Below are 15,957 nucleotides of genomic sequence, written 5' to 3'. Positions count from 1 at the left end.
ACGAGCACCGAGCGAACGGATCCAGCCATGGCCACTGACACCCACCGGGCGGACATCGACATGATGACGGCCGGGGCCGAGGCCGTGAGCCGCAACACCGGCATCATCAGCGAACGGGAACAGGCGGCCCTGCGCGCCGCGACCGTACTCGTGGCGGGATGCGGCGGCGGTGGCGGGGTCGTCGAACCACTGGCCCGGCTCGGTGTGCTGCGCTTCCGGCTCGCCGACCCCGACGTCTTCGACGTCTCGAACCTGAACCGGCAGGCGTGTGTACAGGCCGACCTGGGCCGTTCGAAGCCCGCGGCGATCGCCGACCGGATTCGCACGCTGAACCCCTCGGCCGAAGTGACCGTCTACCCGCAGGGGCTGACCCTGGAGAACCTCGACGAGGCACTCGACGGCGCCCACATCGTCTTCGACGCCATCGACCCGACGATGTCGTCCTGGGTCAAGTACCAGCTGCACGAGCGGGCCGCCCGGCTCGGCATCCCCGTCCTCGCGGGTATGGACTTCGGCGGGAAACCGACCCTGTACGTCTTCGACTACCGGCGCACCCCGGTGCCGTTCTACGGCAGGGCGAGCGCCGAGGCACACCGCGAGAACCGCCTGTGGGAATCGATGCGGTGGGTCGGCAGACTCCAGGTCCCCAGCGACTTCCTGGCCGTGCAGACCGACCGGCGCGTCAACGGGGGCCCCTGGCCGCAGATCGGCTACTGCGTCCTCGGCCTGGCCACACTGACCGCGAGAACCGTCGTGGACGTGCTCATGAACCGCAGGACACGGCACGTCGTCACCATGGACGTGCATGCCGCGGTCCTGCCGCGCCCCGCCGCCCTGCTGCACCGGGCGCGGCTGCCGGTGGAGATCGTACGGTCCCGGCGGGCGCTACGCGCCGCCTCCCGGCGCGATCCCCTCCGGCCCTCGGCCGCGCCACAGCCCGGGCGCCCGCTGCCCGAGCGGCTCGCCACCGTGCTGGACGGCGCCCGGCTCGCCCCTTCCGCCTTCAACGCCCAGCCCTGGGCGTTCGAACTCCTCGACGACCGCACGGTCCGGCTGGCGCACGACCCGCGGCGCTGGCCCGCCGCCGTCCAGGACCCGCTGGGCTGGGCGGAGAGCCTCGGCTGCGCTCTGGGATCCATGGCCTACCTGGCGCACGGCGAGTGGGAGACCTCGACCGCGTCGGATCAGCCGGCCGACGAGGACGGGACGCCCGCGTTCGCCGGCCGGTTCCACTGCGACCGTCTCCGCGACGACGTCCTGGTCCGGCAGGGCGCGCTCGGCCTGCGCTCCACCCACCGGGAGGGCCTGCTGCGCACCCCTCTCGACACGGCGACGGCCAAGCGGATCGAGTTGCTGAGCGCCGAGCGGAACCTCGCCCTGGAGACGGTGACCGGCCCCACCGCCCTGGCCCGGCTCGCCCGGACCGAGCTCGACTCGGCCATGGCCGCCGATCCGGCGTCGGACGGTCAACTCCGGGCCTGGCTGCGGGAACGCGCACGGAACGACAGCGGCCGCCGTTCCTTCGGGGAGCCGCGCGACCTCCTCGACCGCTCGGGCGCGACCGGCGTGCTCGCCCGCGCCGTCGACAGCGAGGCGCTACCGCGGGCGCTGGTCCGCCCACTGGCCTCGGCGACGGCCGGCGTCCGGGCACGGAGGCTGCGCGACTGCGGGGCCGTGCTCGTCCTGCGCGGTCCGCGCCGGACCGTCGCCGACCGCCTCGAAGCGGGAGCCACGCTGATGCACATCTGGCTCGCACTGACCGAGGCCGGATATGCCGCCCAGCCGCTGGGCGGCGAGTTGGGTCGCCCGATGGCCGGATTCGGCCCCGACGGGGACAACGAGGTCCTGGCGGTCCTGCGCACTGGACGGGCCACGACCACGCCGCCCCACCAGGGCGCGCGCTGCCGGATCGAGGACTCCGTCCGGTGGGCCCGATAGCCCCGGGCCCCGGACAGTCGCCGGAGCCGCCTCCCCCGAGGCGACTGCGATTACCGAAGGGCCGGCAGGACCGGGGCGGGGCGCCGGTCCAGCTGACCTGTCCAATCGTGCTCGCGTCTAGACGCGGTGGAGCTGGAAGCGCTGGTTGGGGCTCCCGGTGGCCGTCCACTGGGAGATGCGGGCCCCGTCGGCGGTGGACGCCTGCCACACGTCGAGGGCGAGGCCGCTCTGCCGGTTGACCAGGCTGATCACGCCACCGCCGTGGTCGACGATCCGCCACTGCCGGTCGGCGGCGTCGGTGTCCGCCTGCTGGGTGATGTCGGCGCCGCTGCTGCTGTCGGCGACGTGCAGGACCAGACCGCTCGGCCGAACCCGGATCTTGTAGTGATCGCCGTCGGAGGGCAGGAACTCGAACTGCTGGTTGCGGCCGGCGGCGGTCTGCCACTGGATCAGAGCCGCGCCGGCGGACGCGCCGTTGACGTCGGCGGCCTTGCCGCTGTGCTGGGCCACCAGCCGGTACGCCACGCCGGCCTCCACCGGCCCCGACCTGACCGCGGACGCGCGGTAGGTCCTGCCGGCCCGGCCGGCGAACTCGATCAGATCGGTCTCCAGCCGCTTCGGCTGGACCGGGTCGCCGCTCGCCTCGTCCCGCAGCGTGAAGTCGCCGGCGAAGATCCGGCTGCGCACCCGGACGGCACCGGTTCGGTCGGGTGTGACGACGCACTCGATCCGGCCGCCGCTCCACTCGGCGCCGACGGTGTACCCGCCGCGGCCGCGCAGTCCGCTCACGCGCCCGGTGGGCCAGGCGGCAGGCAGCGCCGGCAGCACGTGCAGTTCGCCGTTGTGGCTGTGCAGCAGCATCTCCGCGATGCCCGAGGTGGCGCCGAAGTTGCCGTCGATCTGGAACGGTGGGTGCAGGTCGAACATGTTGGGCGCGAGCCGGTCCGTGCGCACCAGGTCCCGGAGCAGTTTGTGGGCCCGGGCGCCGTCCTCCAGCCGCGCCCAGAAATTGATCTTCCACGCGAGCGACCAGCCCGTCCCGTCGTCTCCGCGCAGTTCCAGCGTCCGCCGTGCGGCCTCGTGCAACTGGGGTGTCCCGCGCTTGGTGATCTGGTTGCTCGGATGCAGACCGTACAGGTGGGAGACGTGCCGGTGGTTCCGCTCGGTCTCCACCCAGTCGGCCAGCCACTCCTGGACGTTGCCCCGGGAGCCGACCCGTGTCGGGGCCAGCCGGTCCCGGGCCGCCAGTGCCTGGGCGCGGAAGCCGGCGTCCACGCCGAGGGTTTCGCCGGCGCGGGCGACGCTGGTGAAGAGGTCGCGCAGGATCTGGTTGTCCATGGTCGGCCCCGCGCAGACGGTGGCGTTCGTGTGGTGAGGGAGCTCCGGGGAGTTCGACGGGTTGGTGACCAGGTGTCCGAGCGTCGGGTGGGCGACCAGGGTGTCGAGGAAGAACTGGGCGGCGCCCTTCAGCGCCGGGTAGTTCGAGCGGAGGAAGTCGGTGTCACCGGTGAACAGGTAGTGGTCCCAGATCAGGGTGGCCAGCCATGCGCCGCCGGTCTGCCACATCCCCCACTGCGCTCCGTCGACGACCGAGGCGCCGCGCCACGCGTCGGTGTTGTGATGGGTCACCCAGCCACCGGCGCCGTACTGCGCCCTGGCCACCCGGGCGCCGGTCACGGTCAGGTCGTCGATCATGTCGAAGACCGGGAGCAGACATTCGGACAGGTTCGTCGTGTCGGCGGGCCAGTAGTTCATCGGCAGATTGGCGTTGATGGTGAACTTCGAGTCCCAGGACGGGGCCATCTGGTCGTTCCAGATGCCCTGCAGGTTCGCCGGCTGGGTCCCCGGCCGCGAGGACGAGATGAGCAGATACCGGCCGAACTGGAACAGCAGAGCGGCGAACTGGGGGTCGCTCACCTGCGCGTGCTGTGCGATCCGTACGTCGGTCGGCTGGTCGGCCGCCGTCGTACGTCCCAGATCGATCGACACCCGGTCGAACAGCGCCTGGTGGTCGGTGCGATGCCGGCTGCGTAGTGCGTCGATGTCGATGTCGCGGGCAGCGTCGAGGTGTCTCCGTGCGATCCCTCGGTGGTCGCCGTCGGTGTTGCGGAAGTCGACGTAGCTGGAGCCGATCGACACCAGCACCGTCACGCTGGTGGCGCCGGAGACCCGCAGTGTGCCGCCCGAGCTGCTGACCGTGCCCCCCGTCGCGGCGGCGTGGGCCAGGGCGAGGAACCGGACCCGCCCGGTGATGCCCTCCATCGTGCCGGAAGTGCCGTCGAGGGCGATCGTGGCCCCGTCGGGACTGGACAGCGTGGTCCGTTGGGGGCTGTCGAACGTGGCGCTGCAGGTGATGGCGTTGGCCCGGTCGGCCGTCAGCCGGACCACGATCACCTGGTCACGTGCGCCGACGAAGACCTCGCGCTGGTACCGCACGCCGTTCAGCGCGTAGGTCGTGAGGGCCGTGGCGGTGGTGAGGTCGAGCGTCCGCTTGTACTGGGACGCACCGGTGGCGCTGCCGAAGGAGAGCAGAAGGTTTCCGACCGGCTGGTAGGCCAGTTGGCCCGCCGGGCTGCCCAGCATCGTCTGATTGATCAGGTCCTGCGCCGGCCCCCACTGATCCGCGAACACCCGTCGCCGGATCTCCGCGATGTTGGCCGCGCCGCGCGTGTTGGCGGAGTCGTACGGACCGCCGGCCCAGACGGTGTCCTCGTTGAGCTGCAGCCGTTCGGTGTCGACGTTGCCGAACACCATCGCGCCGAGGCGTCCGTTGCCGATCGGCAGTGCCCGCAGCCAGTCCGCGCCGGCCGGCTTGTCGTACCACAGGGCGAGATCGTCGGCGGCCCGGACTTCCGGCGGCGCGGCCGAGCCGGCCCTGGCGACGGCCGTCCATCCACCCGGCACGACCGCCGCTCCAGCCGCCGCCCCGGCGGCGAGGAACCGTCTGCGTGTCACTTCGGACATGTCGTTCTCCCTTCACGACCGGGGCAGGTCACTGACCTTCCGGATCTGCCATGCCTGGTTGTCGCCGCCCCAGCACGCCCACAGCTGCGCCTTGAAGGTGGCCGTGTTCACGTCGAGGCAGAGGCCGGACCGAGCGCTGCGGACGGTGCCGTCACCGCCCACCGTCCAGCGCTGGTTGTCGCCGCCGTTGCACGCCCATGTGCCGACCACGGTTCCGTTCGTCGTCCCGCTGTTGTACGCGTCCATGCACCTGCGGCCGCCCAGTGCGGTGATCTGTCCGTCGGCCGTCACGGTCCACTGCTGGCCGACCGTGTCGTCGCAGGTGGTCACCTGGACCTGGATGTTCGCCGTGGTCCCGCCGGGGATGTCCAGGCAGCGCCCGGTGCCGACGTTGCGCACGGGGCCGGCCGGGGCCGGGGCATCGCCGTCCAGGCCCCAGCCGTGTCTGAGGCGTTCGCGGCCACTGGCGCTGGGGGTGCTGAGTGTGAGGTCGGTACCGGTGCCGTGCAGTTTCTGCATGGCGTACCAGTCGTCACCCTGGCCGGCGCGTATCTTCCCGCCGAGCCCCGGCCAGTAGACGGAGCCGATCCGCAGTTCCCGGAGCACCGTGGTGGTGGCCCGGAAGTAGCGCACGAAGTTGTCGGTGCTGCCGGCATCCCGGTAGTTCAGCCCGGTGTCCATCGGTGCGCCGAACTCGTCGACGATCGTGCGGTCGGCGCAGGAGCCGAGCGCGTTCCGCAGATGGGCCATCCACTGGTCGTAGGTCTTCGCGCCGCTGAAGAACGTGTAGTGGTGCAGCGACAGTAGTGTCCCGTCGAGGCGGCGGTCGGCGCACATGGAGGTGATGTCGGTGTTCAGGCCGGCGCCGCTGACGACGATGCGGTTCCGCGGAATCGACGGACGGCCGGCGATCCAGTCGCTCGCCACGTTCGCCCACTCGGCGGCGCTGTGTCCCGCCGGTTCGTTCATCGGCTCGAAGTGGACGAGGCTGTCGGAGCCGTACCGGGCCACCACGGTGTTCCACATGGCGTCGAAGGCGCTCGGGTTGACGATGCGGCCTCCGCGGGCGGCCACCCCGTCGTCCCAGTACGAGAGGACGACCTTGAATCCCCTCGCGGTGGCCGCGTCGATCGCGCCCGTGTACGCGTTCCACCAACTCGTCCCGACCGTGTAGGTGTTGATCGGGAGCCGCACGGTGTTGGCGCCGAGGTTCTTCTCGAAGCCGGTGTAGACGGCGTCGGCTTTCGCCAGGACCGTCCGGTAGCTGTCGGAGGCGCTCAACCCGTGCAGGACCAGCGGTCCAGCATGGAAGTTGTCACCGAGCCGGGCCCAGTTGACGCCACGAAACTGGGACGTGTCGGCGGGGGTCGGCGCGGCGCTCTCGTGCGCGACGGCCGCCGGCACGCTGGGAACGGTCAGGATGCAGGCGAGCGCCCGGGCGAGGTAGCGCCGGCGGCGGGTGCGGGGCATGGTCGCGCCTTCCCGGTTGGCGGTGTGGTCAGGTCTGTGCTGTGCGGGATCTTGACGTCGGCCGCCTGCCGGCAGCCGGCCGAGCCGGCGCGGAGCTTGCCCTCTCCACGCCGGCCCCCTCCCAGAACGCTCGCGCAGCGAGCAAGTCAGCGTCATGCCGCTGCCGTGACGCCTGGAAAGCCTTGCTCCCCGGCTTCGGCCGGACGGTCGTCACCCGACCCGGATCGGCTCCTCGTGGCTGAAGTCCGGGCCTTCGAATCCCACTCACCGTGTTGGCACCGGCATTCCGCGGATCGATTTCGAAATCCGCCGCTTTGACGGGCCATGAATAGGAAACGGTCGGCGCCGACTTACAGAAGATTGACATATTGTCATGGTCCATTCAAGAGGGGCGTCAATAATGGATGCCCACGCCTCATAACTCTTTTCAGGCAGCGAATTCTGAATGACGGACCCACGTGAATCGCGACAGTTTTCGTTATCCGCCGACAACTTGAACAGTCGCAGTCGCCGAATGCGAGGTGACGGCCCCTGGGGTGCCGACTCGCGCGCCCCTCAGACGAGTTGACCGAGCAGCCCTGGCTCGGTCACCCCGGCACGTGCAGGTCGGTCGAGCACCGTGGCGGGCCGCGACAGCGGGACGGGGAGCAGCGCCAGGGCGACGACCAGCCGGTCGAGGGGCACCAGTTCGTCGGCGGCCCGGCCGCAGTCCGCGCAGGATCGGGTGTGACGGGTGATGCGCTTGCGCCACAGCGCGCCCGGTACGCCGTCCCAGCCTCCGAGCACGGCGGTCAGCTGTGGGCACCGGGGGCCGGCTTCCAGCGCCGCGACGAGTGACCGGCTCAGCTCCAGCTGGTTGCGCATCCGCTGGACGCGCACCGCCGCGTGCGCCACGCTCGTGCCCAGCGCCGTCGCGAGCTCCGGCCTCGTGAGCCGGCCCGCGGTCTCCAGCAACCACAGTGACAGCAGCGCCCGGGCGTCCGGGTCGAGCCATCGACCGGCGCGCACGGTCTTTCGGCGATGAGCGGACAGCTCGACGTGGATCAGGGCGAGGTTCTCGGTGTCGGCGTCCGGCGGGCCGGTCATCTCGTCGAGGGGGACCGTCCGTTCGGCGTCCGCGTGCCGCCGGTGCAGATGGGTGCTGATCTGCCGTGTCGCGATCGTGGCCAGCCAGGGCCGGAAGCACTCCGGGGTGCGCAGGGTGCGCAGCTCGGGAAGCGCCCGCAGCATCGTCTCCTGCACCACGTCGTCGACGTCCGCGGGCTCGCCCAGCGCCCTGCGGACGATCTCGTACACCAGTGGCAGGTACGTCGCGGCCAGATCGTCGAGCGCTCGAGGATCGCCGGCCTGTGCGGCGACGACCAGGCTCGTCTCGTCGGAACGACCGGCTCGACCGGCTGCGCCGGCTCGCTTCATGAGCCCGTGCACGCCGCCTCGGGCAGGGCCGCCGCAGGTGCCGCGTCGCACGTCGCCACCGTCCGGCTCGTGCGCACGATCGACTCGGGTGCGGCCGGCTGCCAACGCTGGGCGGCCCGTCATCGCCCCGGCCGTCCGCCGTCGACGGGAGGAACCATGTCGTTGTCTTTGTCCGACGCCGGTGGGACGAGGGGCACCCTGGCTCCGGCGAGATCGTCGGCGCGGCTCCGGCGACCGGCCGGGATGCGGCCGGGGATCGCCCGGTCGCGCCAGGGGTCCGTGCGTAACGCCTTGGTGGTGCCGGTGGCGACGCGGCCCGGTGCGACGGTGCTGACGCCGCGCCCGCCCCGCTTCTTCGCCAGGGCCGGCGCGCCGGCGACCCGGATCCCGATCTCGTGGGTGCGGGCCCCGCGGTGGACTACCGCGTTCATCGATCCTCCATTCCCATGGTCTCCAACGTCTCTTGCGCGGTGGACCGGCATGGTCCCGGGGTGACCGCGAGCAGCCGTCGGCCGGCATGCTCCGGCCGTATGTGCGGTCCGTCGGGTGCGTGTGCCGTTCGCGGACGGGCCGCGCTCATCGCCGTCTCGTCGATCCGGATGCCGAGGCCCGGCGTGTCGCCGAGCACGAAGGCCCCGTCCTCGACATGCAGGTCCATCGCGACGCCGATCGGCGGCCGCAGGCTCTGCAGTTCGCTGACGAGGTGGTTGGGCACCGACGTCGCGGCGTGCAGCAGCGCGACGGGCGTGTTGCCGATCGGGCTGACCGGCAGGTCGTGGGCGTGCGCCAGCGCGGCGACGCGCAGGAAGTGGGTGACCCCCCAGACGGCGGCGGTCTGGACGATGTCGACGCCTCCCGCCGCGATCAGCGGACTGAACTGTTCGAGGCCGGTGAGGTTCTCGCCACTGGCGACCGCCGTCCGCACGCCGCGGCTGACGGCGGCCAGGCCGTCGGCGTCCCAGCGCCTGACCGGCTCCTCGATCCAGGTCAGGTCGAGTGTGCGTTCCAGTTCACCGACGTGGCGTACCGCCTGTTTGCGGCTCCAGGACTCGTTCGCATCCAGCATGAGCCCCGGCCGGGCGCCGTGCCCGGCCTCGGTCAGTACCTCGCGTACGAGGAGCAGCCGGTGCCGGTCGCGCTCGATGTCCAGGCCGCCCTTGAGCTTCGCCGCCCTCAGCCCGCGTTCGGCGTAGACCTGGTAGGCGGCGACGAGCTCGTCGTCGGTGAGACCGATGTCCAGGCCGGAGGCGTAGGCGTGGACCGTGCGGTCGTTGCCGCCGAGCAACCGCCACAGCGGCTCCCCCGCGGCCTGCGCCTTGATGTCCCACAGGGCCGTGTCGAACGCGCCGATCGTGCCGAACACCACGCCGGCGTGCCCGGCTTTGAAGGTGTGCCGCAGCATGCGGTCGTAGAGGGCGGTCACGGCGCGCGGGTCCTGGCCGTCGATGGCGGCGAAGATCGCCTCGGCCTCCACATGGGGTCCCAGGCCGACGCCGGTGATCCCCTCGTCGGTCTCGACGACGACGACCGGCACGGGCATGACGCCGTCGCCGTAGACGCCGTTGGCGTCGCCCACGGCCCGACCCCATCGCTGCGTCGTCGTCAGGGTTCTGTACCCGGTGATGCGCATGCGTCAGCCCTTCGTCGCGCCGGCCGTCACGCTGTCAGCGATCTGGCGCTGCAGGAACAGGTAGGTCACCAACACGGGCAGCCCGGCGATCAGGACACCGGCTGCGAAAGTGGGGATGTCCGCGGAGTACTGGCCGCGCAGGGACGTGATGCCCACCATCAGGGTGCGATGGTCGGCCGACGGCATCATCAGCAGCGCGATGAGCACGTCGTTCCAGCAGAACAGCGCGTCGAGGATGCCCACCGACAGCAGGGCCGGAGCACCCATCGGCAGCATGACGCGCCGGTACACGCCGTACAGGGTGTTCCCGTCGATCCGTGCGGCGTCGACGAGTTCGCCGGGCACCGCTCGGTAGTAGCTCGTCATGAGGAAGACGGTGAACGGCAGGAACTGCGCGACGTAGGCGAGGATCAGCCCCGGATAGGTGTCGATGAGACCGCCGTCGGCCATGATCCTGGCCAGCGGCACCATGATCACCTGGAACGGGACGAACAGTGCCGTGAGGCAGACCAGGGCCAGCGCGGACGACCCCCGGAACCGCACCTGGGCCAGCGCGAACCCGGCCATGGACCCGATGAGCAGGAGCAGCCCCACGGCGCAGGCGACCACGATGACGGAGTTGAGGAAGTAGCGCCCCATGCCGACGCTGTTCCAGGCGGTGCTGATGTTGTCCAGCCGCAGGGTGCTCGCCAGGGAGAACCGGTCGAGGACGTACTCCCGGCGGGTCTTCATCGCGACGTTGGCGGTGAACAGCAACGGGTAGACCGTCGCCACGGCGAGGAGCGCCATCGGCACGGCCACCAGCCATCTGCTCGGCCCCGGGCGGGACATCAGTCCTCCCTCCCCGCCCGGCGCAGCAGGCCGACCTGCAGCAGCCCCACGGCCAGCATGACGAGGAAGAGGACGGTGGACGCGGCCGACGCGAGCGCCGGACGGCTCATCTGCCCCTGCTGGACCCAGATGTAGTACTCCGGCAGGTAGGTCGACCCTTCCGGGCCACCGCTGGTCATGACGTAGAGCAGCCCGAACATCGAGGTCAGCATGCCGATCATCGTGGTGACGACGACGAACTGGATGGTGCGGGACAGACCCGGGACGATGACGTGCCAGATCATCCGCGCGAGCGAGGCTCCGTCGACCCGGGCGGCGTCCAGCAGTGCGGGGTCCAGGGTCGCGAACCCGGCGAGGAACACCACCAGCGCCATCCCCGCCGTCGCCCAGATGTGCACGCCGACGACGGAGAAGACGGCCACGTCGGGATCGCCGAGCCAGTCGACCGGGCCGATTCCCACGCTGCCGAGCACGGCGTTCAGCGGGCCGTCGAAGGCCAGGAGCAGGTTGAAGATCGCGCCGACGATCACCGGTGAGAGCACGGCCGGGAAGAAGTAGACGCTCCGGAAGAACCGGTGTCCCGGCACCCGCAGGTAGAGGAAGGTGGCGAGGAGACCTGGGATCGCGACCGCGACCGGGAGCAGCAGGACCAGCAGTCCGACGTTGCGCAGCGCGGTGCGGAACAGCGGGTCGTCGATGAGTTCCGCGTAGTTGTCGAGGCCTACCGGGGCGCCGTTGCGTTCGCCGTCACCGGTGAAGGAGAAGCTGACACCGAGTCCCAGGGGCCAGAGCCGGAGCGCCACGATGATCAGGACGGCGGGAGCGACCAGGATGTAGGGGGCGAGGCGTTCGGCGCGCCGGGCGTTCCTGACGTGCGGGGATGCCGGCGCAGGGCCTCGGCCGGCTGCCGTCTCACCTGCTCGCGCCCCCTCGGTCCGTCCGTCCTGAGCGGCGCGGACCGGTGAACCCATGGGTGACATGGCCTCAGCCCGCCTGGTCGGACGCCGCCAGCTGCTTCATCGCCGCGTCGACCGAGACGGATCCGCTGAGCAACTGCTGGGACAGCCGCCCCATCAGGTCCACGGTTGTGGATGGCAGGGCCACGTGCAGGGCGGGCTTGCCTCGGTCGATCTCGGACACGATGGTGGCGACGGCCGGGCCGGCGCTCGACACGTCCACGGCGCGGTCGGCCGCGATGGCGCCGGCGTCGGCGTGGAACGACTTGAGTGCGTCGGTCGAGGTCAGCGAGCGCACCAGGTCGGCGGCGGTCTCGGGGTCCTCGGTCCACTTCGCGACGGCGTAGCCGATGCCGCCGTCGTAGGGCAGGCTCGGCCTGGCGCCGGGCGTGACGACCGGCGGCTTCATGACGCCGATATCGGCGGCGTCGAGGAATTCGGCGAAGTCCTTCCAGTGCCCGACGTCCGACATCAACCCGATGACGTGGGCGGCCTTGCCGGACTGGAACACCGCGAACGCGTCGTTGAACATCGCCGTCGAGTTCGCCCCGTCGTTGTTCAGGCCCTTGTCGTCGACCTCTTTCCAGAGCGAGAAGACGCGTTCGACCGCCGGCGAGGACCAGTCCCGCTCGCCGGCGATCCAGTCGTCGTACTCCTTGGGCGACAGGACGCCCGAGCCGAGCCCGGACAGGAAGAACTGGATACCGATGCCTTCCTTGTTGCCCTGCGCGAAGCACCTTGCGCCCGTCGCCCTGGTGACGGTCCGGCAGTCGGCGACGAACTCGTTCCAGTCGGTGGCCGGATGCTCCGGGTCCAGCCCTGCCTTCCGGTAGAGCGACTTGTTGTAGTAGATCGGGTGACCTTGCAAGGTCACCGGGGCGGCGTAGGTCTTGCCGTCCTGGGTGAAGGCATCCCACCCGGCCAGCCGCTTCCTGTCGTCACGGACGTACGCGTCCAGTGGCAGCAGGGAGTCCGCGCGGTCGCGGATCTGGCCGCCGCCGTTGAAGAGCATGACGTCAGGCCCCTTGCCGGCCTGGATGGCGGCCCCTAACAGGGTGTAGTACTGCTCGAACGGCTGCGCGACGAACTCGACCGTCACGCCGGGATGCCGCTCGGCGAAGTCGGCCTTGGCCTTCTTGACGTAGGAGGACGCCGTGGCGTCACCGGACTTCCAGTCCCAGACGACGAGCCTGTCCTTCGAACCACCGGAGGCCGCATCCGGGTCGGAGGCGCTTCCGCAGCCGGCCAAGACGACGAGCCCGGCGACCACGATCGCCGACCACACTGTTCGGTGCTTCATTGCTGCCCCGCTCTCCTGAGGTGGCCGGCTGCCCGGCAGTTGAGGCTGAGGAGGAACGCAACTCGTATGACGTATGTAACTCGTATGACGTATGACGTCAACCGAATGCCGTATAGTGGCCCGGAATCCGTGGCACGGCCAGGGTCCCGGGGGGTGTCGTGACGGCAGTACCGCAGTCATCCGCAGGGGCCTCCGAGAGCCCTGCCTGGAGTCGGCGCCCGGCGAACCTCGCCGCCGCGGTCACGGCCGAGCTGGTGGACCGGATCGTCCGTGGAGTCCATCCGTCCGGTTCGCCCCTCCCCCCTGAGCCCGTGCTGTGCGCGACCTTCTCGGTCAGCCGCACCGTGGTGCGCGAGGCGGTGAAGATCCTTCAGGAGAAGGGGCTGGTGCAGGTCCGCCAAGGCGCCGGCACCATGGTCACCCCGCCGGCGATGTGGAACATGCTCGACGAACTGGTCCTCGGCGCGTCCATCGCCGAGGACGAGAGCCTGGCCATCCTCGATCACCTCGTCGCGACCCGCCGCGCGCTGGAGTCCGACATGGCCAACGTCGCCGCCCGCCTGGCGAACGCCGAGGTGATCGACCGGCTGTGCGGTCTGGTGGAGCGGATGGACGAGCTCGTCGAGGACCCCGCTGCGTACCACGACGAGGACAGGGCGTTCCACGACACCGTCATGCAGGCGTCGGGGAACCGCATCGGCCGTGCCGTGGTCCGTTCGCTGGAGCGCCAGGTCATCGACTCCGACCGTTACGTGGGCCGGACCGGCCGCGCCCTGTGCGTCGCGTCCAACCAGGGCCATCGGCGCATCTACGAGCGGATCGCCGGGCACGACCCCCAGGGCGCGGCCGAGGCGATGTTCACCCACATCACCGAGGCGTGGGTGGTGCGCCGCAGCGGGCCGGGCGACCCGACCCGGCTGCGGCGTTAGAAGCGGCTGCGGGGTCCTGCCGCGAGCGGGGGCGCTGCGGTCGGGGCGCGGGTCACGGATCCGTGTATCCACCGGGGCGCGGCGGAGGCCGTACCTACTCGGGCCCGGCTGCCGCTCCTCCGCTCCTGGCCCGAAGCAGCGGAGGAGCGTCGACCTCCGCTATCGCAGTGCCCACTGCTGGTTGGTGCCGCCGTTGCAGGACCAGAGGATGGTTCGGGTGCCGTTGGCGGTGCCGCCGGCGTTGGCGTCGAGGCAGAGTCCGGACTGGACGCCGGTGATGGTGCCGTTGGGGTTGACGTTCCACTGTTGGTTGTTCTGGCCGTTGCAGTCCCAGATGATGACCGGGGTGCCGTTGGTGGTGCCGCTTCCGCTGGCGTCGAGGCATTTGTTGCCGGGGACGGTCAGTTGTCTGGCGGTGGTGTAGGTCCAGGTCTGGCCGGCCGTGCCGGTGCAGTCCTGGAGTTGGGTCTGGGTGCCGTTGGTGGTGGAGGCGCCGGGGACGGTCAGACAGCGGCCCGACTGCGCGCCCACGATCTCCCGAGCCGTCGGCGGCGGGGTGGTGTCCTTCGGTCCGGCGGACGCCATCACGTCCTGGGCACCGGAAGGCCAGTTGCCGTTGGTGACCGTGGCATTGCCGGACACCACGTTGCCGCGGTCCCCGTTGGTCACGTTCGTACTGCCGTTGGTCGACCAGTTGTTGGTGAGGGTCCAGTTCCCCATGTTCTCGCCACCCCAGTAGTTGGCTGTCGCCCATGTACCGGTGTTGGAGAAGACGTTGTTGTCGGCCTTGTAGTACTTCGAGCCCTCGTCGAAGTACAGCCCGAAGTGTCCGTTGGTCCGCAGGCAGTGGTTCCGGCTGATCAGCGCGCTCGGGTTCCATCCGAGGGTGTAGATGCAGCCGCCGTCGTTCATCTGCTGCATGACATCGTGGATGTAGTTGCCGACGAGCCGGTTGTTGGACGCGGTGGTCGGCGTCGTGTAGCGCGGCTGGTAGTCGTACAGGCCGCGGTTGGCATAGTGGTTGCTGCCGCCCGCGTCGTTGGCACCCCAGCCGAAACCGATCGACATGCCGGTGTACGGCATGTTGTAGACCTCGTTCTGGGCGACGGTGCTGCCCGTGACGTAGGTGGTCAGGACGGAGACGATGCCCCGGTGGTCCGCCCCGAGGTCGTGGATGCGGTTGTTGCTGATCGTGATGTCCCGGTTGACCATGCGCTGATCACTGGGGTGGTGGGCGTCGGCGCGCACGCCGCCCACGAGGATGCCACCGGCCGAACTCCGGGCTATCTCCGACCGGGTCACCGTGATGTCGGCGGCGCCCAGACCGACGCCGCTGGCGTGCGCGTTGGCGTCGTTGCCGATACCGATGGCCGTCTGGCCCAGGTTGACGAACCGGGAGTCGGTGAAGGTGACGGTGTTGGCGGCGGAGACCTGCACGGCGGCCGGCATCTGCCGCCAGTGCGGCCGGGCGGCCTCGAACTGCGTGCAGCCGTTGTGGCAGGAGTCGAAACCCGGCCGGCTCCAGTCGCCGGCCAGGTACGCGCCGGTCTGCTGGTCCACGTACCCCTGGTCGCTGCTGGGGCCCAGCCAGCTCGTCCCGGTGAAGGTGATCCCGCTGAACGTGAGGTGGTGCGCCGGCTCGCCGTACGTGCCGCCGACGTTCACCAGCGACTGCAGCCTCGGCAGTTCCACACTGGCGGAGCTCATGTTCTGCCCGGCCAGGGGCCTGTAGTACAGGGTTCCGGCCGTGGGGTCGAGGTACCACTCGCCGGGCGAGTCCAGGAACTCGTACGCGTTGGCCAGGTAGAACGGGCCGGCCCGGTGTGGCTTCATGAGGGTGTCGTAGCCGAAGTTGTTGTTGCTCCACGCCGGCTGCTGCATCGTGACGACGTTCCCGCCGATGCTCTGCACCGGCGAGTACCGGTCGGTGAAGGAGTTGACGCTCTCCACCTCGATCCGGCTCTGGTCGGCCAGGTTGTTCAGATAGCTCAGCGCACCGGCCGAGAACCTCATTCCGGCGCTGGTGGCGGTGAAGTCGGCCCTGTTCACCTGTGTGCGGGCCCGGGTGGCGACGGCGCCGTCGACATAGAGCTGCCGGGCGTCGAGACCGGCGGGCACCTCGGCCTTCCAGATGTTCTTGGCCGAATCGGCCACCGACCAGCCGGTGACCGCGCGGGCACCGGTGATCACCGGACGCGCCGACGGGGCGGCCCGCCACACGACCGTGTGACCGCCTGTGCCGGAGTCCTCCGCCGTCAGCCGCAAGGGTCGGTCCAGCCGGTACACACCGTCGGCCAACTGCACCACGATGTCGTCCGACATGGAGTCATTGAGCGAGCGCACCGCCGCCTGCGCGGCCGTCAGCGAACAGGGCTGCGCGCCGGAACAGTCGGTGCCGGTGCCGGAAGGCGAGACGTACACGGTGTGTGCGGCCGCGGACGCGGGCGCGGGGAACGCCACAACGGCGGTCGCGGCGGAACCGAGTGCGGCGGCTACGGCGAGCAGCCGCCTTCGTATCGTGCG

General features: G+C 70.5%; 11 protein-coding genes. 2 read left to right on the top strand and 9 right to left on the bottom strand.

What is annotated here, in order from left to right; translation table 11 throughout:
- Positions 1–27 precede the first annotated feature (27 nt).
- Positions 28–1,938 (top strand): ThiF family adenylyltransferase, encoded by a 1,911-nt coding sequence (locus SCAB_RS38095; RefSeq protein ID WP_013005368.1) that lies wholly within the window; start codon positions 28–30, stop codon positions 1,936–1,938.
- A 117-nt stretch (positions 1,939–2,055) separates the two neighbouring features.
- On the opposite strand, the gene SCAB_RS38090 is transcribed toward SCAB_RS38095, so the two are convergent.
- The 8 genes from SCAB_RS38090 to SCAB_RS38055 all read right to left on the bottom strand — a co-directional run bounded on the left by SCAB_RS38090 (position 2,056) and on the right by SCAB_RS38055 (position 12,505).
- Positions 2,056–4,902: a glycosyl hydrolase family 95 catalytic domain-containing protein gene (locus SCAB_RS38090; protein ID WP_037727629.1), complete on the bottom strand. Its 2,847-nt coding sequence runs from the start codon at positions 4,900–4,902 to the stop codon at positions 2,056–2,058.
- Positions 4,903–4,914: 12 nt separating this feature from the next.
- Entirely contained in the window at positions 4,915–6,372 is a 1,458-nt protein-coding gene (locus SCAB_RS38085) for a ricin-type beta-trefoil lectin domain protein (RefSeq protein WP_013005366.1), read from the bottom strand.
- Between the two features lie 555 nt (positions 6,373–6,927).
- Positions 6,928–7,788 (bottom strand): RNA polymerase sigma factor, encoded by an 861-nt coding sequence (locus tag SCAB_RS38080; RefSeq protein ID WP_231885176.1) that lies wholly within the window; start codon positions 7,786–7,788, stop codon positions 6,928–6,930.
- Positions 7,789–7,907: 119 nt separating this feature from the next.
- Entirely contained in the window at positions 7,908–8,219 is a 312-nt protein-coding gene (locus SCAB_RS38075) for a Rossmann-fold NAD(P)-binding domain-containing protein (protein WP_013005364.1), read from the bottom strand.
- Positions 8,216–9,418 carry a mandelate racemase/muconate lactonizing enzyme family protein gene (locus tag SCAB_RS38070; protein ID WP_013005363.1) on the bottom strand — a complete coding sequence of 401 codons (1,203 nt, stop codon included), beginning with the start codon at positions 9,416–9,418 and terminating at the stop codon, positions 8,216–8,218. Before SCAB_RS38070 ends, SCAB_RS38075 begins: the two co-directional genes overlap by 4 nt.
- 3 nt (positions 9,419–9,421) lie before the next feature.
- Positions 9,422–10,249 (bottom strand): carbohydrate ABC transporter permease, encoded by an 828-nt coding sequence (locus SCAB_RS38065; RefSeq protein WP_037727625.1) that lies wholly within the window; start codon positions 10,247–10,249, stop codon positions 9,422–9,424.
- A complete protein-coding gene (locus SCAB_RS38060; RefSeq protein WP_013005361.1) occupies positions 10,249–11,220 on the bottom strand; it encodes a carbohydrate ABC transporter permease in 972 nt (323 codons plus the stop codon). The genes SCAB_RS38065 and SCAB_RS38060 overlap by 1 nt, the downstream gene beginning before the upstream one ends.
- Before the next feature lie 13 nt (positions 11,221–11,233).
- Positions 11,234–12,505 carry an ABC transporter substrate-binding protein gene (locus tag SCAB_RS38055; protein ID WP_037727621.1) on the bottom strand — a complete coding sequence of 424 codons (1,272 nt, stop codon included), beginning with the start codon at positions 12,503–12,505 and terminating at the stop codon, positions 11,234–11,236.
- A gap of 158 nt (positions 12,506–12,663) precedes the next feature.
- On the opposite strand from SCAB_RS38055, the gene SCAB_RS38050 reads away from it, so the two are divergent.
- On the top strand, positions 12,664–13,434 hold the full coding sequence (locus tag SCAB_RS38050) for a FadR/GntR family transcriptional regulator (RefSeq protein ID WP_013005359.1): 771 nt from the start codon (positions 12,664–12,666) through the stop codon (positions 13,432–13,434).
- A 159-nt stretch (positions 13,435–13,593) separates the two neighbouring features.
- Here the strand turns inward: SCAB_RS38050 and SCAB_RS38045 are convergent, their stop codons facing one another.
- Positions 13,594–15,894: a ricin-type beta-trefoil lectin domain protein gene (locus tag SCAB_RS38045; protein ID WP_078580368.1), complete on the bottom strand. Its 2,301-nt coding sequence runs from the start codon at positions 15,892–15,894 to the stop codon at positions 13,594–13,596.
- Positions 15,895–15,957 lie beyond the last annotated feature (63 nt).

The organism is Streptomyces scabiei 87.22 (genome assembly GCF_000091305.1).
Classification (GTDB): domain Bacteria; phylum Actinomycetota; class Actinomycetes; order Streptomycetales; family Streptomycetaceae; genus Streptomyces; species Streptomyces scabiei.
Note: the sequence above shows the minus strand (reverse complement) of the source record. Positions and strands in the feature narration are given on the sequence as shown.

Bases quoted from the DNA above. Each gene is read 5' to 3' on its own strand.
- SCAB_RS38095 (WP_013005368.1), top strand. From the start codon at position 28: ATGGCCACTGACACCCACCGGGCGGACATCGACATGATGACGGCCGGG.
- SCAB_RS38090 (WP_037727629.1), bottom strand. From the start codon at position 4,902: ATGTCCGAAGTGACACGCAGACGGTTCCTCGCCGCCGGGGCGGCGGCT.
- SCAB_RS38085 (WP_013005366.1), bottom strand. From the start codon at position 6,372: ATGCCCCGCACCCGCCGCCGGCGCTACCTCGCCCGGGCGCTCGCCTGC.
- SCAB_RS38080 (WP_231885176.1), bottom strand. From the start codon at position 7,788: ATGAAGCGAGCCGGCGCAGCCGGTCGAGCCGGTCGTTCCGACGAGACG.
- SCAB_RS38075 (WP_013005364.1), bottom strand. From the start codon at position 8,219: ATGAACGCGGTAGTCCACCGCGGGGCCCGCACCCACGAGATCGGGATC.
- SCAB_RS38070 (WP_013005363.1), bottom strand. From the start codon at position 9,418: ATGCGCATCACCGGGTACAGAACCCTGACGACGACGCAGCGATGGGGT.
- SCAB_RS38065 (WP_037727625.1), bottom strand. From the start codon at position 10,249: ATGTCCCGCCCGGGGCCGAGCAGATGGCTGGTGGCCGTGCCGATGGCG.
- SCAB_RS38060 (WP_013005361.1), bottom strand. From the start codon at position 11,220: ATGGGTTCACCGGTCCGCGCCGCTCAGGACGGACGGACCGAGGGGGCG.
- SCAB_RS38055 (WP_037727621.1), bottom strand. From the start codon at position 12,505: ATGAAGCACCGAACAGTGTGGTCGGCGATCGTGGTCGCCGGGCTCGTC.